Source organism: Labrys sp. F242, from assembly GCF_057813875.1.
Genome location: NZ_JBVASG010000002.1, coordinates 546,764 through 572,340 on the forward strand (window position 1 = coordinate 546,764; position 25,577 = coordinate 572,340).

General features: G+C 64.5%; 18 protein-coding genes. 9 read left to right on the top strand and 9 right to left on the bottom strand.

The genetic code is table 11. The annotated features are described in order from the left end of the window. Positions 1-426 precede the first annotated feature (426 nt). From ACZYTC_RS18060 to rhaS, 4 genes are all read right to left on the bottom strand, one after another. A complete protein-coding gene (locus ACZYTC_RS18060) occupies positions 427-1,428 on the bottom strand; it encodes an ABC transporter permease (RefSeq protein ID WP_434959117.1) in 1,002 nt (333 codons plus the stop codon). After that, the gene (locus ACZYTC_RS18065; RefSeq protein WP_434959116.1) at positions 1,428-2,453 is read right to left on the bottom strand and encodes an ABC transporter permease; all 1,026 of its coding nucleotides are present in this window, start codon (positions 2,451-2,453) and stop codon (positions 1,428-1,430) included. Before ACZYTC_RS18065 ends, ACZYTC_RS18060 begins: the two co-directional genes overlap by 1 nt. Further along, positions 2,450-3,946 (bottom strand): sugar ABC transporter ATP-binding protein, encoded by a 1,497-nt coding sequence (locus tag ACZYTC_RS18070; RefSeq protein WP_441774198.1) that lies wholly within the window; start codon positions 3,944-3,946, stop codon positions 2,450-2,452. The genes ACZYTC_RS18065 and ACZYTC_RS18070 overlap by 4 nt, the downstream gene beginning before the upstream one ends. A 256-nt stretch (positions 3,947-4,202) precedes the next feature. Then, positions 4,203-5,195 (bottom strand): rhamnose ABC transporter substrate-binding protein, encoded by a 993-nt coding sequence (rhaS, locus tag ACZYTC_RS18075; RefSeq protein WP_394311249.1) that lies wholly within the window; start codon positions 5,193-5,195, stop codon positions 4,203-4,205. Between the two features lie 304 nt (positions 5,196-5,499). On the opposite strand from rhaS, the gene ACZYTC_RS18080 reads away from it, so the two are divergent. Beyond that, positions 5,500-6,075: a tyrosine phosphatase family protein gene (locus tag ACZYTC_RS18080; RefSeq protein WP_441774199.1), complete on the top strand. Its 576-nt coding sequence runs from the start codon at positions 5,500-5,502 to the stop codon at positions 6,073-6,075. A 25-nt stretch (positions 6,076-6,100) separates the two neighbouring features. On the opposite strand, the gene ACZYTC_RS18085 is transcribed toward ACZYTC_RS18080, so the two are convergent. From ACZYTC_RS18085 to ACZYTC_RS18100, 4 genes are all read right to left on the bottom strand, one after another. Then, positions 6,101-7,471: an FGGY-family carbohydrate kinase gene (locus tag ACZYTC_RS18085; RefSeq protein WP_441774200.1), complete on the bottom strand. Its 1,371-nt coding sequence runs from the start codon at positions 7,469-7,471 to the stop codon at positions 6,101-6,103. 90 nt (positions 7,472-7,561) lie between these two features. Continuing rightward, on the bottom strand, positions 7,562-8,629 hold the full coding sequence (locus tag ACZYTC_RS18090) for a substrate-binding domain-containing protein (RefSeq protein ID WP_441774201.1): 1,068 nt from the start codon (positions 8,627-8,629) through the stop codon (positions 7,562-7,564). Positions 8,630-8,807: 178 nt separating this feature from the next. Beyond that, complete coding sequence (locus ACZYTC_RS18095; RefSeq protein ID WP_441774202.1) at positions 8,808-10,424, bottom strand: FGGY-family carbohydrate kinase; 1,617 nt, start codon at positions 10,422-10,424, stop codon at positions 8,808-8,810. Between the two features lie 292 nt (positions 10,425-10,716). Continuing rightward, a complete protein-coding gene (locus ACZYTC_RS18100) occupies positions 10,717-11,745 on the bottom strand; it encodes a LacI family DNA-binding transcriptional regulator (RefSeq protein WP_488990234.1) in 1,029 nt (342 codons plus the stop codon). Positions 11,746-11,938: 193 nt separating this feature from the next. Here ACZYTC_RS18100 and ACZYTC_RS18105 point away from each other — a divergent pair, with 193 nt between their 5' ends. Both ACZYTC_RS18105 and ACZYTC_RS18110 read left to right on the top strand, forming a co-directional pair. Continuing rightward, positions 11,939-12,859, top strand: coding sequence for a phytanoyl-CoA dioxygenase family protein (locus tag ACZYTC_RS18105; RefSeq protein ID WP_441774204.1), 921 nt, complete (start codon positions 11,939-11,941; stop codon positions 12,857-12,859). 92 nt (positions 12,860-12,951) lie between these two features. Next, positions 12,952-14,289, top strand: a complete 1,338-nt coding sequence (locus ACZYTC_RS18110; protein WP_441774205.1) for an MFS transporter — start codon at positions 12,952-12,954, stop codon at positions 14,287-14,289. Positions 14,290-14,442: 153 nt separating this feature from the next. Here ACZYTC_RS18110 and ACZYTC_RS18115 read toward each other — a convergent pair whose 3' ends face one another. After that, positions 14,443-15,222, bottom strand: a complete 780-nt coding sequence (locus tag ACZYTC_RS18115) for a DeoR/GlpR family DNA-binding transcription regulator (RefSeq protein WP_488990235.1) — start codon at positions 15,220-15,222, stop codon at positions 14,443-14,445. A gap of 167 nt (positions 15,223-15,389) precedes the next feature. On the opposite strand from ACZYTC_RS18115, the gene ACZYTC_RS18120 reads away from it, so the two are divergent. From ACZYTC_RS18120 to ACZYTC_RS18145, 6 genes are all read left to right on the top strand, one after another. After that, complete coding sequence (locus ACZYTC_RS18120; protein WP_488990236.1) at positions 15,390-17,468, top strand: bifunctional rhamnulose-1-phosphate aldolase/short-chain dehydrogenase; 2,079 nt, start codon at positions 15,390-15,392, stop codon at positions 17,466-17,468. 137 nt (positions 17,469-17,605) lie between these two features. Continuing rightward, entirely contained in the window at positions 17,606-18,721 is a 1,116-nt protein-coding gene (locus tag ACZYTC_RS18125; RefSeq protein WP_441774208.1) for a glycosyltransferase family 4 protein, read from the top strand. Beyond that, positions 18,718-20,598, top strand: a complete 1,881-nt coding sequence (locus tag ACZYTC_RS18130) for a glycosyltransferase (RefSeq protein WP_488990237.1) — start codon at positions 18,718-18,720, stop codon at positions 20,596-20,598. Before ACZYTC_RS18125 ends, ACZYTC_RS18130 begins: the two co-directional genes overlap by 4 nt. 119 nt (positions 20,599-20,717) lie before the next feature. Beyond that, complete coding sequence (locus ACZYTC_RS18135; protein ID WP_488990238.1) at positions 20,718-22,616, top strand: ABC transporter ATP-binding protein; 1,899 nt, start codon at positions 20,718-20,720, stop codon at positions 22,614-22,616. Beyond that, positions 22,613-24,559: an ABC transporter substrate-binding protein gene (locus tag ACZYTC_RS18140; RefSeq protein ID WP_454811831.1), complete on the top strand. Its 1,947-nt coding sequence runs from the start codon at positions 22,613-22,615 to the stop codon at positions 24,557-24,559. Before ACZYTC_RS18135 ends, ACZYTC_RS18140 begins: the two co-directional genes overlap by 4 nt. Then, positions 24,556-25,575 carry an ABC transporter permease gene (locus tag ACZYTC_RS18145; RefSeq protein ID WP_488990239.1) on the top strand — a complete coding sequence of 340 codons (1,020 nt, stop codon included), beginning with the start codon at positions 24,556-24,558 and terminating at the stop codon, positions 25,573-25,575. The genes ACZYTC_RS18140 and ACZYTC_RS18145 overlap by 4 nt, the downstream gene beginning before the upstream one ends. Positions 25,576-25,577: the final 2 nt, after the last annotated feature.

Genomic DNA, 25,577 nt, shown 5'->3' on the forward strand with positions numbered 1-25,577 from the left:
CGCCTGCCCTTGCAAGGGTCGGGCCGCGACTATGCCGCCGGATTGTGAAAGCTGTCACTCAATTGTGCACCGCTCCGCGCTGAAACGCGAGAGCGGCGTTCTTGCCATACGGCCAAGCCGGGCCTGTGGGCCATCTTCGGCTGGTCCGCGGGCCGCCGACCCGAAGGCAGCGGCATCCACAATGGGACAGCATAGCTGTCCTAATATGGAGGGCTGACATCGCATGATTCCAAGCTGGGGACAAGCACATAAAAGCGGCAGCGCGACTTTTTCTTGCGTGGGACCCCAGCACGATAGCAAGAAACGAGATGTGATCACATCACGGAGAGACAGAGTGTTCTGAAAAATCGCCATTATGGCGAGATCTTGTCAAGCGATGCGAAAGTGCTTCGCACCCAGCGAGGCATGAAAACGATCTCGCCCGCCCTATCCCCGCAACCCCAGCACCCTTCTCACGATGATCGGCAAGGCGATCGCCGCTACCAGCAAGACGCCGAGGATAACGGCGATGACGATGCCGGGAACGTTGATCAACGTCAGGCCGAAGGTGGTGAGGCCGAGCACGAAGACCGCGATTACCACGCCCGGCATGGTGCCCGAGCCGCCGGCGATCGAGATGCCGCCCAGCACCACCATGGTCACCACTTCGAGCTCCCAGCCCAGCGCAATGTTGGGCCGGGTCGAGCCGATGCGGGCGGTGAGCAGGGCCGAAGCGAGCCCGGACAGAAGCCCCGTCAGCACGAAGATGAGGAAGCGGATGCGATTGACCGGAATGCCCGAAAAACGTGCCGCCACCGGGTTGTTGCCGATGGCATAGAGCATGCGCCCCCACACGGTGAAATGCAGCGCGACGGTGAAAAGCACGGCCAGGACCAGGAACAGGATGAAGGCTAGATAAAGCGGCGGCTCCTGGATGATGTAGAGCTGGGCGAGGTTGGTGTATTCCTCCGGATAGGTGGTGATCGCCTGGTCGCCCAGCACGACCTGGGCAATGCCGCGATAGAGCGACATGGTGCCGATGGTAACCACGATCGACGGCAGGCCGAAGCCGGTGACCAGCCAGCCATTGAAGGCGCCGCAGACGATGCCGACACCCAGGCCGATGGCGATCAGCATAGCAGGCCCATAGCCCGCCTGCGCGCCATAGCCGATAGCGAGCGAGGCCAGAGCCACGATCGCGGCGACGGACAGGTCGATCTCCCGGGTGAGGATCAGCAGCGCCATGCCAAGCGCGATGATCGCCTTCTCCGAGAAGTTCTGGGTCATGTCGGAGAGGTTGTAGAGATCGAGGAAATAAGGCGAACCCAGTGCGTTGACCACGATCACCGCCGCCAGCAGCAGGCAGAGGATGGTCTCCCAGCGCAGCAGGCGGTCCGCCAGCGTCCGGGGCGCGCGGTCGAGCACCTGATAGCGGGCCGTGTCCGTCATCAGCGGGCTCCTTCTCTGGCGGCGGCGCGGCGGCGCGCCTCGGGCAGGATCAGCTTGCCGCCCTTGTGCTCGGCGCGGGCGTTGACCACCACGGCCGCCAGGATGACCGCGCCCGAGATCGCCATCTGCCAGAAAGGCGAGACGTTGATCACCGGCAGGGCGTTGACCACCACGCCCAGGAACAGCGCCCCAAGCAAAGCGCCGCTGACCGAGCCGATACCGCCGCCGATCGAGACGCCGCCGATCACGCAGGCCGCGATCACGCTGAGCTCATAGCCGAGCGCGATTTCCGTATAGGCGATGCCGAAGCGCGCCACCCACAGATAGCCGCACAAGCCTGAGATTGCGCCGGAAAGCGTGAAGACCAGCAATTGCTGGCGGGCAAGATCGATGCCGCAATAGCGCGCCGCCACCGGATTGCCGCCCACCGCATAGAGCCCTCGGCCGATGGTGGTGCGCCCGAGGAAGAGGGCCATTGCCGCCGCCACCGCGATGGCGAACCAGACCAGGCTCGAAAGGCCGAGGAAGGTGGCGTGCGGAAAGTTCAGGAAGGCCGGCGTCATCTTGTCGGAGCTGATCCACTTGCCGCCCGAGACGATGAAGACGAGGCCGCGATAGATGGCGAGCGTGCCCAGCGTCACAACGATGGGGGGAATGCCGACGAAGGCGATGAACACGCCGTTGACGAAGCCGAAAAAAGTGCCGACGGCGATGGCGATCAGAATGATCAGGCCGATCGGCAGGTCGGGCGCCGCGATCGAGGCGAGAGCGGCGACCATGCCGCTGAGCGCCAGATTGGCCGCCACCGAGAGGTCGATGCCACGAATGAGGATCACCGTCATCTGGGCGAGCGCCAGCATGGCGAGGATGGCGGTATCCTTGAGCACGCCCATCAGGCTGTCGGCCCCGAGGAAGACCGGCGCCCTTATGCCGATGGCAAGGACCATGCCTGCAACGATGAGGGCGAGGATGATCTCGCGGCCATAGCGGCGCCACAGGGCCTTCATGCCAAGCCTTCCTGTCATGCCTGGCCTCCCGTGGCGGCCGTGACGATGGCGGCGGCGTCCATCTCGGCCCGTGCGAACTCCTTCACGATGCGGCCCTCGTGCATCACCAGGATGCGATCGGACATGCCCATCACCTCCGGCAGTTCGGAGGAGATCAGCACCACGGCGAGGCCTTCGGCCGCCAGGTCCACCATGAAGTCGTGTACAGCGGCCTTGGAGCCGACGTCGATGCCCTTCGTCGGCTCGTCCAGGACGATGACCTTGGGATTGGTGGCAAGCCATTTGGCGATCACCACCTTCTGCTGGTTGCCGCCGGACAGCTCCTGCAGCTTCTGGTCCCAGGAGGCGGCCTTCACCGCGAGCCTGGTGCCGAAGCGGCGGGTATCGGCGATCTCCGAGCGCAGGCTGAGAAAGCCGAGGCGGGCATGACGCATCAGGCTGGCCAATGTGGTGTTCTCGCGCACGCCGAACGGCAGCACGGCGCCCTGGCTCTGGCGGTCCTCCGGCACATAGGCGATGCCGGCGGCGATGGCATCGGCGGGGCTTTTGATGGCGCGGGCCTTGCCACGTACGAGGATCTCGCCCTTCTCGGGCCGGGAGAGCCCGAACACCGCCTGCATGGCCTCGGACCGGCCGGCGCCGACCAGCCCGTAGAGGCCGAGGATCTCGCCTTGGCGCAAGGTGAAGGAGATGTCGGCGAATTCGCTCTCATTGGCGAGGCCCCTGACCTCGAGCGCGACGTCGCCGATCGGCACCTCGCGCTTGGGAAAGACCTGGTCGATCGAGCGTCCGACCATCAGGCGGACGAGTTCGGCGGAGGTGGCCTCGCTGATCGCGCCATCGCCGACATATTCGCCGTCCCGCAAGCAGAGCCAGCGATCGGCGACACGGAAAATTTCCTCGAATTTGTGGCTGATGAACAGGACCGCCCGTCCCTCAGCCTTGAGCTGGTCGATGATGCGGAAGAGATCGTCGATCTCGCGGGCCGAGAGTGCCGCCGTCGGCTCGTCCATGATGACGATGCGCGCCTCATGCGACAAGGCGCGGGCGATCTCGACCAGATGCTTCTGGGCCACGCTCAGGGCTTTCAGCGGCTCGCCCGGATCGATATCGGCATCGAGACGCTTGAGCAGTTCGCGCGTCCGCGCATGCACAGTTCCCCAGTCCACCAGCCCGCCGGCACCCTTCGGCATATGCCCCATGAAGACGTTCTCGGCGACCGAGAGTTCGTCGAACATGATGGTTTCCTGGTGGATCGCGGTGATGCCGGCCGCCCAGGCATCGCGAGGGCTCGAAAAGCGCACGGCCTGCCCGCCGACCCGGATCTCGCCCTCATCCGGCGTGTAGATGCCGGTAAGGATCTTCACGATGGTGGACTTGCCGGCCCCATTCTCCCCGAGCAGCGCCGTGACCTCACCGGGATGAAGGGCGAGACGCACATCATGCAGCGCCCGCACGCCGGGAAAACGCTTGGAGATGCCGGAAAGGGAGAGCAGGGGGGTGGAGGTCATAGGGATCCGCGCCGGGAGCGAGCCTTCTCCACGAAGTGGGGAAGGTGTCAGTGCGAAGCACTGACGGATGGAGTGTGGCGGGCAGCGCGCCGAGCTTAACGAGATGGCACCACGGTCGCGCAAGTCTCCGAGAGAACATCGCGCTGCCCGCCACACCCCACCCGACCCGACTTCGTCGGGTCACCCTCCCCGGCTCCGCTGGAGAGGGCCAGTCGCACCGCTCTGGGCACGGTGGAATGAGCCGCCGCTGTCTTCCTCAGAAGATCTTGGCGAATTTCTCGACATTCGCCTTGTCGAAGGTGAAGGGTTCGCCCATCACCGCCTCGCCGTCCTCGCCGATCTTGGTCTCGCCCATGCGGCCCATTTTCACGGTTGAGCCGGGCTTGGCGTCCTCGCCGCCGATGATGCCGGCCAGGATCTGCGTGGCCGAATAGCCGTAATCGACCGGATTCCAGATCGCGAACGAGTCGCAGGCACCCTTGAGCACGGCATCCTTCATTTCCGAAGGCAGGCCGAGGCCCGTGATGAAGACCTTGCCGGCAAGGCCGCCGTCGATGATCGCCTTGGCGCCGGCGCGGATGCCGATGGTGGTGGGCGAGATCACGCCCTTGAGATTGGGATGCGTCTTCACCAGGCCCTGCATCTCGCGATAGGACTTGTCGTCCTGGTCATCGCCATAGACGGTATCCACCAGCTTGAGCTTGGCGTATTCGGGCTTCTCCCACTCCTTCTTCATCGCCGCGATCCAGGAGTTCTGGTTCGTCATGGTCGAAGCGGCGGAAAGGATGGCAACCTCGCCCTCGCCCTTGAGGGTCTTGGAAATCATCTGCACCTGCTTGGCCCCGATCATATCGGTGGAGGAAGCGTTGAGGTGCATGATGCGCCCGCCCTTGGCGATGGCGCTGTCGAAGGAGATCACCTTGATGCCGCGCTGCGCCGCCTTCTTGCCGACCGGAACCAGCGCATTGGCGTCATTGGCGGAGACGATGATGCCGTCGACCTTCTGGGCGATCAGGGCATCGATCACCGCGATCTGGTCCTCGGCCGTCGCCTTGGTGGGGGCGGTGTAGATGATCTCGATGCCGCCGAGTTCCTTGGCCGCCTGCTGCGCGCCGTCGCGGCAGGCATCGAAATAGGAATTGCCGAGATTCTTGACCACCAGGGCGATGCGCTTGTTGGCGGCGAAAGCCGGCGTGACCGCGCCGAGCGGCAGGGCGCTCGCCAGCAGCGAACCACCCAGGATCTTCAAGGCGCTGCGACGAGATTGATCGTCGAACATGTCGTTCCCTCCACATTGCCAGCCGGCTCTTGCCGGTCTGTCTGCCTGCGGGCGGCTTAACGGCCGGACTTGGCCACCGACTCTCCCGCGCAGAGGCGCCATTCATGCCCGCCTCGCCGGCGAATGCAAGAGTCGGCTGTAATTTGTCTGATTAATTTTGGCAGGACAGTGACCGCCCTGCTAGAGCCCTGCGCGCGAATGTCTTGATGACCGTGATGCCAGTCGCTACGACAGTCGAAGCCCTCCCTCTCTCGTCACATTGCTCATGGAACCTATGACTTCCCTTCCTTCCTTTGCGGCCTGGACCGTCTGCGGCATCGACGAACTCGATCAGTTCAGCGGCTCCGGCATCAGCCATGTGCTTTCGATCGTGGACCCGCACTGGCCCGAGCTAAGTGCCTTCGGTACCTATGGCGTACATCAGCGCACCATTCTGCAATTCGACGACATCATCGATCCGCTCGCCGGCAAGGTCATGCCGGCACGCGAGCACATGGCCGAAATTCTGCGTTTTGCCCGCGACGAGGCCGGCGCCCTCCTCATTCCCGAACGCCTGCTGGTGCATTGCCATATGGGCGTTTCGCGCTCGACCGCAGCCATGGCCTCGCTGGTCGCCCGCTCCGATCCGAGCCTGTCGGGGGATGAGATCTTTGCCCGCCTGCGCACGATCCGCCCGCAAGCCTGGCCCAATTCCGTGCTGATCGGCTTTGCCGACGAGCTTCTCGGCCGGGGCGGACGCCTCACGCAGGCTCTTCGCCGGCATTATGCCTTCCAGATACGGCACCGTCCCGACATGGCCGATTGGATGGTCAGGCTTGGGCGTGGGCGCGAGGTCGAGATGGCCGCCTAAGGCTGGCGGCGCCTTGCGGCTCGCATCACGCCGCTGACGGAAGCGTCGCCCGCCATTCGGCTCTGTAACGCAGCAGGGCCCCGGCGTCGCCATAGGCCGTTGCCGGTTTTGCCGGCTCCCGCGCCGGCATGTCGGGCCAGGTGGCGAGAAGGGAGGTACCGTAGGCGGTGCCGGAACTGTCGAGGCTGGGCAGCACCGCCTGCCCCGGGCGCAGTGCCGCGAGCAGGCTGCAGTAGACGGGATTGGCGGCAAAGCTGCCCTCGATCAGCAAGGGCCCGCGGTCAGCACCGAGCGCCTCCAGCAGATAATCGGTCAGGAGCACGCAATAGAGGCTGGCGAGCGCCGCCCGCATGCCCTCGCCGGCCGGCAGCATGCCCCGGATCGCGCCGGGATGACCCGGAAAAGGGCCGCCATTGGGTACGAAACTCGGCAGCGCCAACACGCCCGCCGCCATCACGGCCGCGGCATCGGCAAGCGAGCAGGACGCGGACGCGCCATCGAGGATCACGGCATATTCCCGCCCGCCCATGAATTTGGCCGCCGGCACCGGCCGGGCCTCGACATCGGCATAGGCCTGCATGTCCCTGGTCGCGTCGAGCCGGTCGGGATCGGCTCCCAGCGCCATGATCACCGCCCAGGTACCAGAGGAAACCAAGGTAAAGGGCGGCTCGAAGGTGATCAGATGCGGCAGGATCGAGCCGTTGGAATCATGGATGCCGGCACGCACCCGCACCGTGTCGGGCAGGCCGGTTTCGGCCTGAATCTCGGGTCGCAGCGGGCCGAGCACGGCATAGGCCGCGATCGGCGGCGGAAACAGCGCCTCCCAGCCACGGCTGACAACCAGCGAGGACAGGCGCCTTTCACGGACGGCCCACAGGTCGGAATGGCCGCCGATACCGGTGACCTCGTTGCGGGCGATCCCGGTAAGGCGCCAGGTGAAATATTGCGGATAGGGCACGATGTGCCTGACGCGCGCGAATTCTTCGGGATGACGCAATTGCTGGTAGAAGATCTGCTTGCCCGAATTGAGCCCCGCCGACATCGGCGGCGACAGGGTCTCGGCAAAAGGCGGCCGGAACGACGCATACTCGGCCTCGACCTCGCCGACGCCCTCGAACTCGTAATCCATCACCGGCAGGGCCAGATCGCCTTCGCCGATCAGAGCCATGGCGGCGCCATGGGTGGTGACGGCGATATCCGCGATGGCGTGTTCGGCACCGGCCTTGCGCAGCCCTTCCATCAGGAACCGCCAGATCGTCTCGACATCGGCATGTGGATAAGGCGGGCCGGCCAGTGGCCGGTTCGGCATCGAGGCCTGCCAGAGGCTGGTGGCGCCGTCGAACAGGACCAGCTTCACATTGGTCTTGCCGACATCGAGCACGGCGGTGACGGACATGGTCGGCTCGCTAAGCTCTTTGCGATTTGACGGGATCGGCAGGCATCGCAAAACGCGTCGAAACAAGGAGTTGGAGCAGGTGTCGATCGCTCAATACAGATCAGCGTATTTGTCGAAATTCTTGGCGTCGACCACGAAGGGGCGCAGCGTGGCGACGCTGTTCTCGCCGAGGGAGATCTGGCCGAGGCGGCCGGCGGTAAGCATGCTGCCCGTGCCTGGCGCCATGGTGTTCCTGGCCAGCGCCGCGGCAATCTGCATGGCGGCATAACCGATATCCACCGGATTGGCCGTGGCGAAGCATTCCACGGCCTTTGCCGACATCGCGGCCTTCAGCGTGGCCGGGCGGCCGAAGCCGGTGACGAAGACCTTGCCGGCAAGGCCCCTGTCGGTGACGCATTGCGCCGCGCCCACCAAGGCTGCCGGGCTGAAGACCAGCAGGCCCTTGAGATTGGGACGCTGCCTCAGCACGAAGTCCGCGGCGGCATAGCCGGCCTTTTCGTCATCATTGCCATAGAGCGTGTCGGCGAGTTTGAGCTTGCCATAGGCCGGCTTGAGCCATTGCTGCATGGTCTCAGAAACCAGCCCCTGCCCGTCCGCGCCATTGCGCCCGCCGGCCAGGATGGCGATGTCGCCGCCATCCTTGGCGTCATCGGCCAGCATCGCCAAGAAGCTTTCCGCCTTGCCGCGATTGCTGACGGGATCGACATGGGCCATGCGCGAATTCGCCGGCAGGGCTTGCTCGAAGGAGACCACCTTGATGCCGCGGATCATGGCGCGCTTGCACAGCGGCGCCAGCAGGCCGGCATCAACAGGGCTGATCAGGATGGCATCCACCTTCTGCTTCACGAAGCCGTTGATGAACAGGGCCTGCTCGCGCACCTGGCGCTTTTCCGGCGCGGCGACGGCCATGTCGAGATTGCCGATCTGCGTCGCGGCCTCCTGGGCCCCATCGGCGCAGGCCTTGTAGAAGGGATCATCCTTGACGGGCACGATCACTCCGATCCGCAGCCTCCCCTCGGCCGCCGGCAACACCGGCGTCGGATCCGGCTTGGGCTTTGGCTTGGGATTGGGCGCCGAAAAAGCGGTCGATGACATGCCGGCCAACCCCAGGCCCCCCAGCAGCGTGACGATCTGGCGGCGGCTGAAGGTGTCGGTCATGGGAACTCCGTCCGGGAATGCTGCGAAAACGGCAAAATACGCCACAGGCCCGATCGAACGGCCGGGCCGGCAACGAGAGCGACCGAATCACGGCCGCGCTTATCTCATCACATGCCATGATCTTTGCAATCACGGCGTTACCGCAGGCTCGGTCTGAGGCGATTCCGGGATCGTCTCCTCACGCCATCAGTTCGCGGGCCTGGCGCCCGGCCGCCTGCAGCACCTCATAGACCTTGAACTTCTTCTCATGGAACGCACGGATCTCGCTTTGGCCGGGCGCATAGGTGGCTCCCAAAGCGGACATGCCGCTCATCGCCTCGGCCAGCGCGGGATAGGCCTTGCCGGCGACGGCGCCGAGCATGGCCGCGCCGAGCAGGACGGGTTCGAGCGTCTCGGCCACCGCAACCTCGATGCCGGTGGCATCGGCGATGATCTGGCGGACCAACGGGCTCTGGGCCGCGCCGCCCGAGATGATGATCTGCTGGAGCACGATGCCCTTGGCCGCCATCGCCTCGACGATCTGCCGCGCGCCATAGGCCAGGCCGCAGAGCCCCGCGACATAAAGCCTGACCAGGCTGTCGAGATCATCTTCGAGATCCAGCCCCGCGATCACCGCGCGGGCATCCGGATCGGCGTGGGGAGCACGATTGCCGAGGAACTCGGGCACGACGTGGATGCTGCGTGCCAAAGTGGCGTCGCCGGCGAGATTGGCCTGCGCCTCTAGCCAGGCCAGCAGCGGACGCCCGGCGGTGTCGGCCCGCTCCACAGCCTGGGCATAGGCCGGATGCAAGGTGAGGAGATGGTCGAGCGCCGCACCGGCGGCCGACTGCCCGCCCTCGTTCAGCCAGAGGCCCGGCACCATCGCCGAGAAATAGGGCCCCCAGACGCCCGGCACGAAGGCGGCCTCGCGCGTACTTGCCATAGTGCAGGCCGAGGTGCCGAACACATAGGCGAGGCGCCCCGTCACATCGGCGCCCTCGCCGTCCTTGCCGGCCGCGCCGACGGTGCCGATGCCGCCGGCATGGGCATCGATCAGGGAAGCGCCGACGGGAATGCCCGCCGTCAGGCCGAGATCGGCGGCGGCTGCCTCGGTCAGGCCGGAACCGAGCGGTGTGCCGACATCCACGATGGTGTCGCCGATGCGGGCAAAACCTTCGTCGGCGAGTGCGCCCAGGCCGATCTTGTGGAAATAACCGGCATCCCAGCGCTTCTCATGCGCCAGATAGGTCCATTTGCAGGTGACGGTGCAGACCGAGCGCGACAGCGATCCGGTGGCGCGCCAGCTCAAATAATCGGGCAGATCGAAGAAATAACCGGCCGCCGCGAAGACCTCCGGCTTGTGTTCCCTCAGCCAGAGCAGCTTGGGCGTCTCCATCTCGGGCGAGATCACGCCACCGACATAGCGCAGCACCTCTTCGCCGGTCTCGTTGATGCGCCGGGTCTGGTCGAGCGACCGATGGTCCATCCAGACGATGACGTTGCGATTGGGATCGTCGGAGGGGCCGACGGAAAGCGGCTCGCTTTGCTTGCCCACCACCACCAGGGAACAGGTCGCGTCGAAGCCGATGCCGGCGATGGCGCCTGGCTCGACCGCGGCCTCGGCCAGCGCGCCCTTCACCGCCACACAGACCGATTGCCAGATGTTCTCGGAGGACTGTTCGACGATATCGCCAGCCTCGTGCCAGATGGTGATCGCCTGTTTGGCCGAACCGAGCAGCTTGCCCTTGGCGTCGAACACGCCGGCCCGCGCCGAACCCGTGCCCACATCGACCCCGATGAAATATTGATCGCCCATGTCGCGGCTCGCTCCCGGATGTCCTGCAGCCTTTTGGCTGCTCTGAGCATTCAGCTTAAAGGGGTGCCCCGGCTTGGCAACCTCGATTGGCGGGCGCGGCTGATACGAATTTCACCCAGCGCCATTGCTTTTCGGTCGGAACACAAGCGGATTGTGCGCGCGACACCGTGCAAACGGCAAGCATTGGGATCGAACAGGCAAGGGCATAGGCCCGGAACGGCTCGCCACAGGCGATTGCCTTTTGACCAACAAAGAGCGTCCCCGCCGCACCGCCGGCGTTTTGCAACTGCCGCTACGCCGAACTGCGGCGCACCACTTCAAAACCGATATCGACGATCCGCACGGGAACCGTCTCTTTGCGTATGCGCGCTAGTATCAATTCGCCAGCGCGCGTCCCAATGTCACGCCCGGCGATGCGTATCGTGGTGAGATCAAGGCCACTTGGCTGAGCGATCGCGAAATCGCCAAAGCCGGCGACGGCGAGCGCTCGCGGTGTCTCGATGCCACGCCGCTGCGCGGCCAGCAGCACACCAGCAGCGATGGCATCGAGCGAGCAAAACACGGCATCGGTATCGGGAAAACGGGCAAGCAACTCATCGAGGAGCACCGGACCGCTTTCCATGCCGGTGACCACAGCGGCAACGGCAATTTCGCGTAGCGCTATGCCCAGAGCCGCCAATGCGCTGCGATAGCCCTCGCGCCGCTGCAGGCCGCGCTGATCATTCTCGTCACCAGGACCGATGAAACCGATGCGCCGATAGCCATAGCCATGCAGCGCCATCGTCATCGCGCGACCAGCAGCCGGATTGTCGAAGCCGACCGCCATGTCGACCGGCTCGGCCGGCAGTTCCCAAGTCTCCACGACGGGCACGCCAGCTGTGCTCAGCAAGCGGCGGGCGCGGGGGGTATGCAGCGTACCGGTCAACACGACTCCATCGGGACGACGGCCGAGGATCGCGCGCAGCAAACGCTCCTCGTCGGCCGCCGAATAATCCGACGAGCCGAGCAGAATGGAAAAGCCTGCTGCTTCGACGCAGCGCGTGAGGCCCGCAATGGTCTGTGAGAAAATCGCGTTCTCGAACGTCGAGACCACCGCGGCGATCAACCCACTACGCCGTGCGGCAAGACTGCCGGCCAGGAGATCTGGCACATAGTCCAGTTCGGCCATCGCCGCTTCGATACGGGCACGTGTTGTCGCCGCGACAAGCTCAGGCGTGCGTATAGCGCGCGACACGGTCATCTGCGAAACGCCAGCGCGTTCCGCCACATCATCCATGCGGAGCCTGCGTTCTGTTTTGGGGTGTGGTTTGGGGTCTGCCATGCGCCTTTTTTCAAATTATTCGCTTCGGCGCATCACGGCGCAAGAGACCGACCCCGCCTCGTATTATTTTTCCTCTCACAACTCAACGCGCTTGACTCAAGATTATGTTACCGCAAACATGTTTGCGCAATCATGTTTGCGCAAACAGGCACTATCCGTTCGAGGAAGAAACGCCGTGCCGCAAGGAGGAAAAATGCTCAGTGAAGCCCAAATCCAGGCCTATCACGACGATGGCTACATTCTTGTCGAGGATGTTGTTACGGGCGCGGAGCTCGAAGAACTGCGACGTCTGACCTATGAGAAGATCGATCAATCGCGGGCCGTCTCGGTGAGCGATGAGGTGTTCGACCTCGACGATGGGCACTCAAAAGACAATCCGAAGTTGACGCGCATCAAGATGCCGCACATTCAGATGCCCGCGTTCTGGGACATATTGAAATCCAGCAAATTCCGCTCGGTTCTGGAAGCCCTTCTTGGTCCGGCCGTGCGCTTGCAGACCTCGAAGCTCAATACGAAGGCACCAGGCGGCGGGGCCGCCGTCGAATGGCACCAAGACTGGGCGTTCTATCCGCACACCAATGATGACGTGCTGGCAATCGGCCTCATGCTTGAGGACGTCAGGGAAGAAAGCGGTCCATTGCTCGTCATACCGGGCACGCACAAGGGCCCGATACTCAGTCACTTCGTCAACGGCGTATTCGCCGGCGCAATCGATCCGAGCGACCCGCTGTTCGAGAAGGACAAGATCGTCACGCTGACCGGCAAAGCCGGTTCGATGACGGTACATCATTGCCGTACATTGCATGGGTCCGCGCCGAACGTGTCTGATCGGGCGCGCCTCATCTGTTTCTATGAGATGTGCGCGGCCGATGCCTGGCCACTCGCGGGTGGCGCAGGCGCCTTCCTCAACATGAACCAGCGCCAAGTCTATGACGCAGTGCAAAGCCGGATCATCTTCGGCGAGCAGACGATGCGTCCGCGTCTGAAAGACGTACCTGTACTCCTGCCGTTGCCGCCGGCGCCGGACGCGTCGTCGATCTTCAAGACTCAGAAGAGCGCGGGCGCGGTCAGCGCCTTCGCCAAGGCAGGTCAGAAGGACGAGCGCGCAGCATAGCCGTGCCGTGCCCCTGTGCGTAAAGCGCAGCCGGCGCCCAACGAGGCGCCGGTCATTCGATACAAAACAAATGCCTCCGGGGAGGATTCTCTATGCCAAAAGCTGCGGCGGAAATGCATCCGCGCAAGGTCATCGTCGCGTCCTGCGTCGGCTCTGCACTCGAATGGTACGACTTCTTCATCTATGCGACGGCCGCCGGTCTCGTGTTCGGCAAGCTATTTTTCGCCGATTTCGGTGGTAAGGGCACGCTGATCGCCCTCGCAACGTTCGGCGTCGGCTTCATCGCCCGCCCTTTCGGCGGCTTGTTCTTCGGTTATCTTGGCGACCGCATCGGCCGCAAGCCGGTGCTGCTGATCACCTTGATGATAGTCGGCATCGGCACAGTCTTCATCGGCCTGTTACCGACTTACGACCAAATCGGCATCTGGGCGCCAATCCTTCTCGTCACGATGCGACTGATGCAAGGTTTCGGCGCAGGTGCCGAATATACGGGCGCCGTGATCCTGCTCGCCGAGTATGCGCCAATCGGCAAACGCGGCTTCTGGTGCTCGTTTGCGCCCGCCGGAGTCGGCCTCGGAATGATGTTGGCATCGAGCGCGTTCTGGCTCGTCTCGCAACTGCCGCAAGAGCAATTCATGGATTGGGGCTGGCGCCTACCATTCCTGGCCAGCATCGTTATCGTCGCGTTCGGCTTGTTCGTGCGCTACCGTATCGATGAAACACCGGTGTTCGAGAAGATAGCCGCCGAGCCGGAAAAGAAGTCGAAAAACCCTATCATCGAGTCGCTGACGAAGCAGCCGCGCAACTTCTTCGTCGTCCTCGGCGCGCGTCTTGCCGAGAACGGCTTTGGCTATCTATTCCCGGTATTCGGACTTAGCTACGCGGTGAACACGCTCGAATTCCCCAAGGATCAATCATTGCTGGTGTTGATGACCAGTTATGTCGTGCAGATAGCTTGTGTGATCGGCTTTGCGGCACTGTCGGATCGCATCGGCCGACGGCCCATCTACATTGCTGGCGCGTTGTTTGGGTGTCTCATCGCGTTTCCATTTTTCTGGCTGCTGGAGTCGAAATCGTTCCTGGCTTCTATCGCCGCGTTCTGGCTGGCGCAGATAGCGGTTGGTATGATGTTCGGCGTACAGGCTGCATATTTCTCCGAACTCTTCGGACCGGCGCGCCGCTTCTCGGGCTTCGCCTTCGCGCGCGAACTCGGGTCGCTTCTCGCCGGCGGCCCGGCACCCGCATTGGCGACCTTGATGGTGTCGTGGGCTTCAGGCTCGTCTTGGCCGGTGGCGCTTTATTCGATCTTCCTCGGCCTCTGCACGGCCTATGCCGTATGGATGGGTCCGGAAACCTATCGGGACGACATCGCAGTCGATCAGCTTGAGAGCGACGCCACAACTCTGCGGGCGCAGGCACAAGTTGCGTAGCGAGGAATAGGAACGAGAAGAATAACAAAAACCGAGTTCGCAAGCGCGAACTCGGCATCGCGAGCCTCGTTGCGATCGAGCACCTGAAGCGGTTCGTTTGGCAACCTCGATCAGCGGACCGAACTGATAGGAATTTCGCCAGAAGACTCGTCGTCAACCTGCCACACGAACCACCTCGACCTCGACGCCATTCTCCTCCAGCATGTCGCGGGCAGCGGGCGGAATGCCGTCATCGGTGATCAGCCGGCGGATACGCGATAGCGGCGCGACGGCCATCGAGCCGCGCGGCTCGAATTTCGAGGAATCCACCAGGACGACGAGATCGGCCGCACGATTGAGCAGCTTGGCTTCGGCCCGTGCGATCAGCGGATCGCTCTCGATCAGGCCGAGCGGACCGATGGAGGCCGCGCTCATGAACATTTTCGACGCCGTGTAATGCTGGATCGAATCCTCGTCGAAGGGCGAGAGGATCAGGCTCTGATCGCGATAGATCTCGCCACCCGGCAGGATGATGCGATTATCGCTCTCCTGCATCAACGCCGCGGCGATCGGGAAGGAGTTGGTCAGGATCTGCAGGCGCGAGGCCCGCAGGAACTCCACCATGTGGAAGGTGGTCGAGCCGCCATTGATGATGATGGACTCCCCGTCCCGGCACAGCGCCGCCGCGCGCTCGGCGATCGCTCTCTTCCGCTCGGCGTTGAGGGCCTGGCTGCCCCCCGAACGCCGGGCCTCGAGCTTCGCGCCTTCCGGCGAGGGCAGGGCGCGGACGCCGCCATGCATGCGCTGCACCATGCCTTGCGCGGCCAGATGGGTGAGATCGCGGCGAATGGTTGCGGGTGAGGCCCTGGTGACGACGGCAAGCTCGCGCGCCGAGATCACCGAGCGCTCCCCAACCAGCCTGACGATGGCCTGCCAGCGTTCCTGTTCGTGCATGCCTCCTCCATTCGCTCATAAACTCGCTCATTCGCTCATGCATGTCAACGAAACGCATAGTTTGTTGCATTGAACGACAAAATATGCGCATTAAGTGAGCGAGAATGATTGACCATGAGCGAGAGCGTTCATAAGGTCCGGGAACAATGACACAGGAAACGCATGCCATGGCCTCCGCACGACTCGCAGATCTCTGGGACGACGCCGTCGCCAGTTCCCTCGATGAACCAGGCAAGCTGCTCTATCGCTCCAACCTGCTGGGCTCGGACCTGCGCATCACCAATTTCGGCGGCGGCAACACCTCAGCCAAGGTGACGGCAACCGATCCGCTGACGCGCCAGGACGTCACCGTGCTCTGGGTCAAGGGCTCTGGCGGGGACATCGGCTCGATGAAGCTCGATGGTTTCTCCACCCTCTATCTCGACAAGCTCGAAGCCCTGAAGGGTCTCTATCGTGGCCTCGCGCATGAGGACGAGATGGTCGGCTATCTGCCGCATTGCACCTTCGACCTCAATCCGCGCGCCGCCTCTATCGACACCCCTCTGCATGCCTTCGTGCCCAAAATCCATGTCGATCACGTCCATCCCGACGCGGTGATCGCCATCGCCGCCTCGCGGAACGCCGAAAAATTGACGCAGGAGATTTTCGGTGGCGAGATCGGCTTCCTGCCCTGGCAGCGCCCGGGCTTCGACCTCGGCCTCAAGCTCTCCAAGCTGGCGACCGAGAACCCGCATCTCACGGGCGTGGTGCTCGGCGGGCATGGCCTGTTCACCTGGCATGACGATGCCAAGACCTGCTACCAGCTCACTTTGCGCATCATCCAGAAGGCGGCCGACTGGCTGGAAGCCAAGGCGCGCAAGCCCACCTTCGAGGGCGGCAAGGTCACGTCCCTGCCCGCCGCCGAGCGCGCTGCCATCGCCACCCGCCTGATGCCCGCCATTCGCGGCAAGATCGGCAAGGCTCAGGCTAAATCAGGCCATTTCACCGACGCGCCCGAGGTGCTGGAATTCGTCAATTCGAACGCGCTCGACAAGCTCGCTCCGCTCGGCACCTCCTGCCCCGACCATTTCCTGCGCACCAAGATCCGCCCGCTGGTGATCCCGTTCGCCGGTGACGTTGAGGCCGCCATCGCCTCCCTCGATGGCCTGATCGAGGCCTATCGGGCCGATTACGCCGCCTATTACGAGCGTTGCAAGCATGCCGATTCGCCGGCCATGCGTGATCCCAATGCCGTGATCTATCTGGTGCCGGGCGTGGGCATGCTCTCCTTCGCCGCCGACAAGGCGACGGCTCGCATCGCCGCCGAATTCTACGTCAACGCCATCAATGTGATGCGCGGCGCCAGCGGCGTAGACCTCTATGTCGGCCTGCCCGAGCAGGAAGCCTTCAACATCGAATACTGGTTGCTGGAGGAAGCCAAGCTCCAGCGCATGCCCAAGCCCAAAGGTCTGGCCGGGCGCACCGCCCTCGTCACCGGCGGTGCCGGCGGCATCGGCCGGGCAATTGCCGCCCGCCTGATGCAGGAAGGCGCCAATGCCGTGCTGGCCGATATCGACCAGACCTCGCTCGACGCGGCCGTCGCCGATTTCGGCAAGCTGTTCGGCAAGGACAGGGTGCGCGGCATCGCGATGGACGTCACCGACGAGGCGAGCGTGATCGCTGCCTTCGAGGAAACCGCGCGCAGCTATGGCGGCATCGACATCGTGGTCAACAATGCCGGCATTTCCTCCGCCGCTTCGGTCGAGGACACCACGCTGGAACTGTGGAACCGCAACATCTCCATCCTCGCCACCGGCTATTTCCTGGTGGCGCGCGAGGGCTATCGCCTGATGAAGAACGAGGGCAATGGCGGCTCCCTGGTCTTCATCGCTTCCAAGAACGGCGTCTCGGCCTCGGCCGGCGCCTCGGCCTATTGCACCGCCAAGGCCGCGGAAATCCATCTCGCCCGCTGCATGGCTCTGGAGGGGGCGCCGCACGGCATCCGTGTCAACGTCGTCAATCCCGACGCCGTGCTGCGCGGTTCCAAGATCTGGCAGGGCGAGTGGCGCCAGCAGCGCGCGGCCTCCAACAAGATCGGCGAGGACGACCTGGAGGAGTTCTATCGCAAGCGCTCTTTGCTGCAGCGCTCGGTCTATCCCGAGGACATTGCCGAGGCCGTCTACTTCTTCGCCTCCGACCTTTCGGCCAAGTCCACCGGTAATTTTCTCAATGTCGATGCCGGCAATGTGGTGAGTTTCACGCGCTGATCCCCCTAGAGGGCTTCGAAGAGGGGCAAGGCTTCCGACAAGGGATTGTGCGACCAGCGACAGCGGGCTAAGCGGAAGGGGTCTGTTCCGCCTGCGGGAACGGCCTCCCGCAGCGCTCAAGCAGATCATCGCTTTCCATGGCCCGGATCGCCTTCCACGCCCCGCTCAAGCCCCCCGATCACCCGGTGCCTTCGGGCGACCGGGAAACCGCGCGCCTCTTCCTGGCCGCGCTGCGAGGCGCCGGCTTCGAGGTCGATATCGCCTCGACACTGCGGACGGCCGATCCGGTCGGCGGGCGGGATTTTTTGGGGCAAGCACAGGCGGAAGTGAGCCGCCTGCTTACTCTTTACCGCGAACAGCCACAGGAACGGCCCGCGCTGTGGTTCACCTATCACGTCTATTACAAGGCGCCGGACCTCGTTGGCCCGGCGATCACGCGTGCCCTCGGCATTCCCTATGTGATCGCCGAGGGATCGCGGGCGCCCAAGCGCGCGAGCGGCGCCTGGGCAGACGGGCACGCCCAGGCGGAGGCTGCCCTCGACGCAGCCTCGCTGATTCTCATCCTCAATCCGAACGACCGGGCCATGCTCGAGGCGGCAAGACCTGATGGCCAGGTTCTGGTCGACCTGCCGCCCTTCATCGATGCTGCCGCCTGGCCGTCGCTGGCGCGAAGCCGGCCAGAACACGGCCCCTGCCGCCTTCTCACCGTCGCCATGATGCGCGAACGCGACAAGCTGACTTCCTATGGCATTCTGGCCACGGCCCTGGCCGAACTCGATGCCGATCTCGACTGGCGTCTCGACATCGTCGGCGATGGCCCCGCCCGAGCCAAGGTTGAGGCACTCTTCGCCCCCTTCGGCAAGCGCATCACCCCCCATGGCCGCATCGATGATCGCGCCAGGCTCGCCTCACTCTATGCACAGGCCGATCTGCTGGCCTGGCCGGCGGTGAACGAGGCCTTCGGCATGATCTTTCTTGAGGCAGCCCTGCAGGGTTGCCCCGCGGTCGCCGGCAAGTTCGGCGGCGTGGGCTCGGTGGTGCTGGACGGGCAGACCGGCCTGCTGACCAGGCCCGGCGATGCCGCCGATTTCGGTCACTCCCTCGCCAGGCTGATGCGCGACACCGCCCTGCGGCAGCGTTTCGCCGGCCAGGCCCTCGCCTTTGCCCGGCACGAGCGCTCGCTCGCCTCCGCCTCTCGCCGCTTGCGCGAGGCCTTGCTGCCCCTGATCCAACCGGAAAAGCCCACCGCATGAGCCGCTCCGTCCTCATCCTCGTCACCCATCTGCTCGGCGTCGGCCATCTCGCTCGCGCGGCGGCCCTGGCGCGCGGGTTGGTCTCGGCCGGCCATCGCGTCACCCTGATCAGCGGTGGCCGGCCCGCTCCCCTGATCCGAGTCGAGGGGGCGACCTTCGTACAATTGCCGCCCGTGCATTGCATCGGCGTCGACTTCCGCACCCTGCTCGGCCCGGATGGCCGGGAGATTGGGGACGACATCCGCCAGGCCCGCATCGAGGCCATCCTGGCGGCGCTGGAATCTGCCGAGCCCGACGTGGTCGTCACCGAAACCTATCCCTTCGGCCGGCGCCAACTCGCCGCGGAATTCCGCGCCTTGATCGAGGCGGCGCGCAATCGGGCCAGACCGATCGCCATCCTCGCCTCCATCCGCGACATCCTCAACCCGCCGGCCAAGCCGACCCGGGTGGAGGAGACGGAGGCCGTCCTCGCCCGCTTCTATGACGGCGTTCTCGTGCATGGCGACGCCGTAGTCACGCCGCTTTCGGCCTCCTGGCCCACCAGCCCGGGGCTGGAGCGCATCCTGACCTATACCGGCTACATCGCCGACACGGCCGCGCCGGTCCAGGCCCTCCCCTCCGGCGAAATCCTGGTCTCGGGCGGCGGCAGTGCCGCCAGCCTGCCGCTCTATCGCGCCGCCATCGAAGCCGCGGCGCTTGCCGATCCGCTGGCGTGCTGGCGCCTGCTGGTCGGGCACGGCGTCGCCGCTGATGATTTCGAGGCACTGGCGGCCAGCGCCGGTCCCCGGGTCATCGTCGAGCGTGCCAGGCCGGATTTTCCTTTCCTGCTGGCGGGCGCTGCCGCCTCGGTGAGCCAGGCGGGCTACAACACCATGATCGATCTCGCCCGCGCGGGCGTGCCGGCGGTGGTGGTGCCTTTCGAGCAGGGCAAGGAAGCCGAGCAGCGCTTGCGTGCCGAGCGTTTCCACGCTCTCGGCCTCGCCCGCATCGTCGATGAAGCAGATCTTTCCGGCCCGTCTCTGGCGGCAGCCGTCAAGGCCGCCCTGGCGCGCACTCCTCGCGGCGAAGCGCCCGTCCTTGCCCTCGACGGTATTGCCGGGAGCGTGCGAGGAGTGGAAGAAGCGGCGCAGCGGGCCGAAAACCTGGCCCAGGCCTGGACCCGCCTCGACCAGGCCCTCGCCACCCGCCGCGAAGTCCGCCTGTGGTGGCGAGACGACGATGCCGTATCAGCCACGCCGGCGCTCGACCGCCTGCTTGCCCTCGCGCATCGCCACGGCCTGCCACTTTCACTGGCCGTCATTCCCGCTGCCGCTTCACCAAGCCTCATCGAGGCGGTTGCCGAAGAACGGGACGTCGACGCCCAGGCAGTCGACATTCTCGTCCACGGCTATGCCCATGCCAATCATGCTCCACCCGGTGCCAAGAAACAGGAGCTCGGCCATCGTCCTGCCGCCGAGGTGCTGGCGGAACTCGGCCAGGGCCTCTCGACATTGCGCTCCAGCTTCGGTGCGCGCTGCCTGCCCATCCTGGTGCCGCCCTGGAACCGCATTGATCCGACGCTGATCGATGGCCTCGCGGCCCTCGGCTTTCGCGGCCTGTCCGTTGCCGGCCCGCGGCCAGCCGCCGAGCTGCATGATCTTACCGTCGTCAATATTCACGTCGATCCGATCGCCTGGAAACAAGGCGGCGGCCTGCTCGATCCTTTTCTGGTATTGTCGCAATTCATCCGTGCCCTTGAACATGACGAACCCTTGGGCATACTCACGCATCACCTCGTACACGATGCCTGGATTTGGAGTTTTCTGGATAGGTTGTTCGGACAGCTCAAGAATCACGCGAATATACGTTTCCTGCCGGCGCACGCGTTATTTGCGTGAAGCGCTGGATCGAAAAACGATACACACGCCAGATAGCAGTAGCGCTCGATTGCGCGTGGGAATAGTCTGGCAAGCGACAAGCACCGGAAAACGGGCATCGGAGAGACTGCGGAGCGGGGATGATCAACCAGCCGTTGCTGAGCGTGCGCGAGCTCAGCGTAGATTTCCAGGGCGACACCGGCCTGGTTCACGCGGTGAAGAACGTGTCTTTCGATGTCTTCGAAGGACAGACGCTGGCGGTGGTTGGCGAGTCCGGATCCGGCAAGTCGGTGACGGCCCAGGCCATCATGGGCCTGCTTTCCAAGACGGCGCGGATCACGGGTGGCAGCTGCCTGTTCCGCGATCCCGCCACCGGCACGACGACGGATCTCGTCAAGCTCAATCCCAACGGACCGGAGATGCGCGCCATCCGGGGCGGGCGCATCGCCATGATCTTCCAGGAGCCGATGACTTCGTTGTCGCCGGTACATACCATCGGCGACCAGGTCACCGAGGCGCTGATCGTGCATACGGGCTGTTCCCGGCGCGAGGCGAATGAGCGGGCGCTCGATCTCTTCGCCAAGATCCATTTCCGCAATCCCCAGCGCATGCTCACCACCTATCCCTTCGAACTGTCGGGCGGCATGCGCCAGCGCGCCATGATCGCCATGGCCCTGATCTGCCGGCCGGCCCTACTGGTCGCGGACGAGCCGACCACGGCGCTCGACGTCACCACCCAGGCGCAGATCCTCGCCCTCATCAAGGAAATCCAGGACGCCAAGAGCGCCGTGAACCAGAGCATGGCGGTGATCTTCATCACCCACGACCTCGGCGTGGTCGCCAACATGGCCGACGAGGTCGTGGTGATGTATCGCGGCGAGGTGATGGAACTGGGCGGCCGCGACGCCATCTTCCAGGATCCCCGACATGACTATCTCAAGGCCCTGATGCGGGCCGTGCCTCATTTCAACATGAAGCCGGGCGAAAGGCTGAAGCCCTTGCGGGAAATCGCCGTGCCGCCGCGTGGAGCCGCGGCGCCTGCACCGGCAGGCGCCGGCCCGGTCCTCCAGGTCGAAAACGTCTCCAAGAGCTTCACGATGCGCGCGGGCATGTGGTCGGGCCGCAGCGAGACGATCCAGGCACTGAACAACGTCTCACTTTCGCTCGAACGGGGCACCACGCTGGGTCTCGTCGGTGAATCGGGTTCGGGCAAGACCACCCTGTCACGCATGATCATGCGCGCACCCGGCAGCGCACCGGACAGCGGCGAAGTCCGCTTCGACGACGGCAGCGGCCCGCGCGACGTCTTCGCGCTGGACGGCGAGGCGCTCAAGACCTATCGCCGCTCGGTCCAGTTCGTGTTCCAGGACCCCTTCTCCAGCCTCAATCCGCGCATGACGGTGTTCGACATCTTGTCGGAACCCCTGCGGATCCACAGCATCGGCACCTCCGACGAACGTCATGAGCGGGTCAAGGCCCTGCTCGAACTGGTCGGGCTCGAGCCGCAATATATGCGCCGTTACCCGCATTCCTTCTCGGGCGGCCAGCGCCAGCGCATCGGTCTTGCCCGGGCACTGGCTCTGGAGCCCCAGGTGATCCTCTGCGACGAGCCCACCTCGGCCCTCGACGTCTCGGTCCAGGCCCAGATCCTCAATTTGCTCAAGGACCTGCAGGCGGTACTCGGCGTGTCCTACCTCTTCGTCTCCCACAATCTCGCCGTGGTCGAATACATGGCCCGCGACATCGCCGTGATGTGCCGCGGCCATATCGTGGAGCAGGCGCCGCGCGAGGTGCTGTTCCGCTCGCCCCAGCATCCCTATACCAAGGCCTTGCTGCAGGCCATTCCGGACGTCGACCTCGCCAACCCGCTCGATTTCGCCAAGCTGAAGACCGGCGGCGCCTCCCAGCCCGAGCGCTGGCCCGCCCCCTTCGCCATCCTTCCGGACGCACCGCCGCCCATCATGGTGGAGGTGGAGCCCCGCCATTTCGTCCGCCTCGGCGCCAGCGCAGCCGACCAGCGCAGGGGGGAAGCGGCGTGAACACCGGCTTCACCGTCCTCAAGAGCGTCGCCGCGGCATTGGCCCTCGGTTTCTTCCTGGCCGGCCCGGCCATCGCGGATCCGCCGCCGGCTCCGGCCGAGCCGCCTTCCCTGGTGGCCAAGATCGCCGATGGCAGCTTGCCCCCGCTGCTCGATCGCCTGCCGAAGGTGCCGCTGGTGGCCGACATGCTCGCCCGCAATCGCAGCCTCGGCGACTATGGCGGCGAGATCCGCACGCTGGCGTCCAAGGCCCGGGATCTGCGCTACATCAACGTCATCGGCTATACCCGCCTGGTTGGCTATGACGAGCATCTCAACCTGGAGCCAGATGTCCTGCAGGCCGTCGCCAGCGAGGACGACAAGGCCTTCACCTTCACCTTGCGCGAAGGCCATCGCTGGTCTGATGGTGCCCCCTTCACCACCGAGGATTTCCGCTTCTATTGGGAAGATGTCGCCCTTAATTCGAAGCTCAATCCAACCGGCCCGCCCGCCTTCATGCTGGTCGACGGCGAAAAGCCGAAGGTCGAGGTGCTCGACGCCACTCATATCCGCTACAGCTGGTCTAAGCCCAATCCGGGATTCCTGCCCTCGCTGGCGGGGCCGCGACCGATCTGGATCTATTCGCCGGCTCACTATCTCAAGCAGTTCCACAAGAAATATGGGGATGCGGACAAGCTCGCCAAGATGGCAGCGGACCGGCAGATGATGTCCTGGGCTGCGCTCTACAACAAGCTCGATGATCCCTATGAGAACTCGAACCCGGACATGCCGACGCTCGATCCCTGGCATGTGGTGACCAAGGCGCCGTCCCAGCAATATGTGTTCGAGCGCAATCCCTATTTTCACCGCATTGATCCCCGCGGACGGCAGCTTCCCTATATCGACCGCATCGTGGTCTCGATCTCGTCCGCGGGCCTGTTCGCCGCCAAGGCGAATGCGGGAGAGGTCGATCTGCTGGCCTGGGGGCTGAGTACCAGCGACATTCCCACGCTCAAGGAAGGCGAGGCCAGCCACGCCTATCGCACGCTGGCCTGGCCGATCGCGCGCGGCTCCGCCTTCGCCCTGTTTCCCAACCTCACCTGCAACGACCCGGTCTGGCGTGCCGTGCTGCGGGATGTCCGCTTCCGCCGGGCCCTGTCGCTGGCCATCGACCGCCACACGCTCAACAATTCGCTGTGGTTCCGGCTCGGCATCGAGGGCAACAACACGGTGATGCCGGAAAGCGCCCTCTACAGCGAGGACGACCGCAAGCGTTGGGCCACCTACGATCCCGCGCTCGCCAAGAAGCTGCTGGACGAAGCCGGCCTCAACAAGCGCAATGCCGCCGGCTTCCGCCTCCTGCCCGACGGCCGGGAGGCGGAGTTGATCGTCGAGGTCGCCGGCAACGCCCGCGACGTTGCCGACGCGCTCGAGATCACCAGCGAGTTCTGGCAGGATGTCGGCCTCAAGGTGGTGGTGAAGGCCGAGGACAGCAACGACCTGAACAAGCGCTCCTTTTCAGGCCTTACGCTGGTGACGGCGAGCGAAGGCCTCGAGAACGCCATTCCAACCGCACTGATGCCGCCCAGCGGGCTGGCACCCCTGCGCCAAGATAATTACTCCTGGCCCAAATGGGGCCAATATGCCGAAACCGGTGGCATGGCTGGCGAAAAGCCCGACATGCCCGAAGCGATCGAGCTGATGTCCTTGTGGGAGCAGTGGATGAATGCGACCACGCTGAACGCCCAGGCGGCAATCTGGCGGGAAATGCTCTCCCTCCATGCCGACCAGCAGTTCAGCATCGGCACCGTGCAGGGAGCGCTCAAGCCCATCATCGTCAACAAGGCCATCCGCAACATCCCGAAGAAGGCGGTGTTTTCCTGGGAGCCGACGGCCCTGATCGGTGTCTATCGCGTCGACGAATTCTACTACGACAACATCGTGGTGACGGGGAATGCGCCATGATGCGCTATGTGCTGCGCCGCTTCGCCACCATGGTGGTGACGCTGCTCTTGATTTCGCTTTTGATCTTCATCGTGATCAAGCTGCCGCCGGGCGACTTCCTGACCAACAAGATCAACGAACTCAGGGCCCAGGGCGAGGCTGCCAGCGTCGCCAAGGCGGAGGCGATGCGGGCGCAATACGGCCTCGACAAGCCGCTGCTCCACCAATACGCCACCTGGCTCGGCGTGTTGCCCGGTCCCAACGGCTTCAAGGGCCTGCTGCAGGGCTATTGGGGCTGGTCGTTCGAATATGAGCAACCCGTTAAGGCGGTGGTCGGCGATGCCCTGTTGCTGACCGTCCTGCTCAACCTGGCGGTGATCGTCTTCATCCATCTCGTCGCCATTCCGATTGCCATCTACTCGGCCACCCGTCGCAATTCAATCGGTGCCCATGTGGTGACGTTCCTGGGCTATATCGGCCTGGCGACGCCCAGCTTCCTGCTTGCCCTCGCGCTGTTGTTCTATCTCAACCGCTGGTTCGGCATCTCGATCGGCGGCATGTTCGGGCCCGATTATGCCGACGCGCCCTGGTCGCTGGGCAAGCTCGGCTCCTTCCTCAGCCACATGATCGTGCCGGTGGTGGTGATCGGCCTCGCCGGCACCGCGGGCATGATCCGGCGGCTGCGCGCCAACCTGCTCGACGAGCTTTCCAAGCAATATACGGTCACCGCCAAGGCCAAGGGGCTGCCGCCGGGCCAGGCCCTGCTCAAATACCCCTTCCGCATCGCGCTCAATCCCTTCGTGGCCGATATCGGCAATCTCCTGCCCAGCATCGTCTCGGGCTCGGCCATCGTTTCCATCGTGCTGAGCCTGCCGACCATTGGCCCTATCCTGGTTCAGGCCCTGCGCATCCAGGACCAGTATCTGGCCGGCTTCATCCTGCTCTTCGTTGCCTTCCTCACCGTGGTCGGCATGTTCATCGCTGATCTCGCTCTGGCGGTGCTCGATCCGCGCATCCGTATCGGCACCGGCAAATAGGA

Bases quoted from the DNA above. Each gene is read 5' to 3' on its own strand.
- ACZYTC_RS18110 (WP_441774205.1), top strand. From the start codon at position 12,952: ATGCCAAAAGCTGCGGCGGAAATGCATCCGCGCAAGGTCATCGTCGCG.
- ACZYTC_RS18060 (WP_434959117.1), bottom strand. From the start codon at position 1,428: ATGACGGACACGGCCCGCTATCAGGTGCTCGACCGCGCGCCCCGGACG.
- ACZYTC_RS18145 (WP_488990239.1), top strand. From the start codon at position 24,556: ATGATGCGCTATGTGCTGCGCCGCTTCGCCACCATGGTGGTGACGCTG.
- ACZYTC_RS18135 (WP_488990238.1), top strand. From the start codon at position 20,718: ATGATCAACCAGCCGTTGCTGAGCGTGCGCGAGCTCAGCGTAGATTTC.
- ACZYTC_RS18125 (WP_441774208.1), top strand. From the start codon at position 17,606: ATGGCCCGGATCGCCTTCCACGCCCCGCTCAAGCCCCCCGATCACCCG.
- ACZYTC_RS18090 (WP_441774201.1), bottom strand. From the start codon at position 8,629: ATGACCGACACCTTCAGCCGCCGCCAGATCGTCACGCTGCTGGGGGGC.
- ACZYTC_RS18080 (WP_441774199.1), top strand. From the start codon at position 5,500: ATGACTTCCCTTCCTTCCTTTGCGGCCTGGACCGTCTGCGGCATCGAC.
- ACZYTC_RS18070 (WP_441774198.1), bottom strand. From the start codon at position 3,946: ATGACCTCCACCCCCCTGCTCTCCCTTTCCGGCATCTCCAAGCGTTTT.
- ACZYTC_RS18105 (WP_441774204.1), top strand. From the start codon at position 11,939: ATGCTCAGTGAAGCCCAAATCCAGGCCTATCACGACGATGGCTACATT.
- ACZYTC_RS18120 (WP_488990236.1), top strand. From the start codon at position 15,390: ATGGCCTCCGCACGACTCGCAGATCTCTGGGACGACGCCGTCGCCAGT.
- ACZYTC_RS18130 (WP_488990237.1), top strand. From the start codon at position 18,718: ATGAGCCGCTCCGTCCTCATCCTCGTCACCCATCTGCTCGGCGTCGGC.
- ACZYTC_RS18100 (WP_488990234.1), bottom strand. From the start codon at position 11,745: ATGGCAGACCCCAAACCACACCCCAAAACAGAACGCAGGCTCCGCATG.
- ACZYTC_RS18065 (WP_434959116.1), bottom strand. From the start codon at position 2,453: ATGACAGGAAGGCTTGGCATGAAGGCCCTGTGGCGCCGCTATGGCCGC.
- ACZYTC_RS18085 (WP_441774200.1), bottom strand. From the start codon at position 7,471: ATGTCCGTCACCGCCGTGCTCGATGTCGGCAAGACCAATGTGAAGCTG.
- ACZYTC_RS18095 (WP_441774202.1), bottom strand. From the start codon at position 10,424: ATGGGCGATCAATATTTCATCGGGGTCGATGTGGGCACGGGTTCGGCG.
- ACZYTC_RS18115 (WP_488990235.1), bottom strand. From the start codon at position 15,222: ATGCACGAACAGGAACGCTGGCAGGCCATCGTCAGGCTGGTTGGGGAG.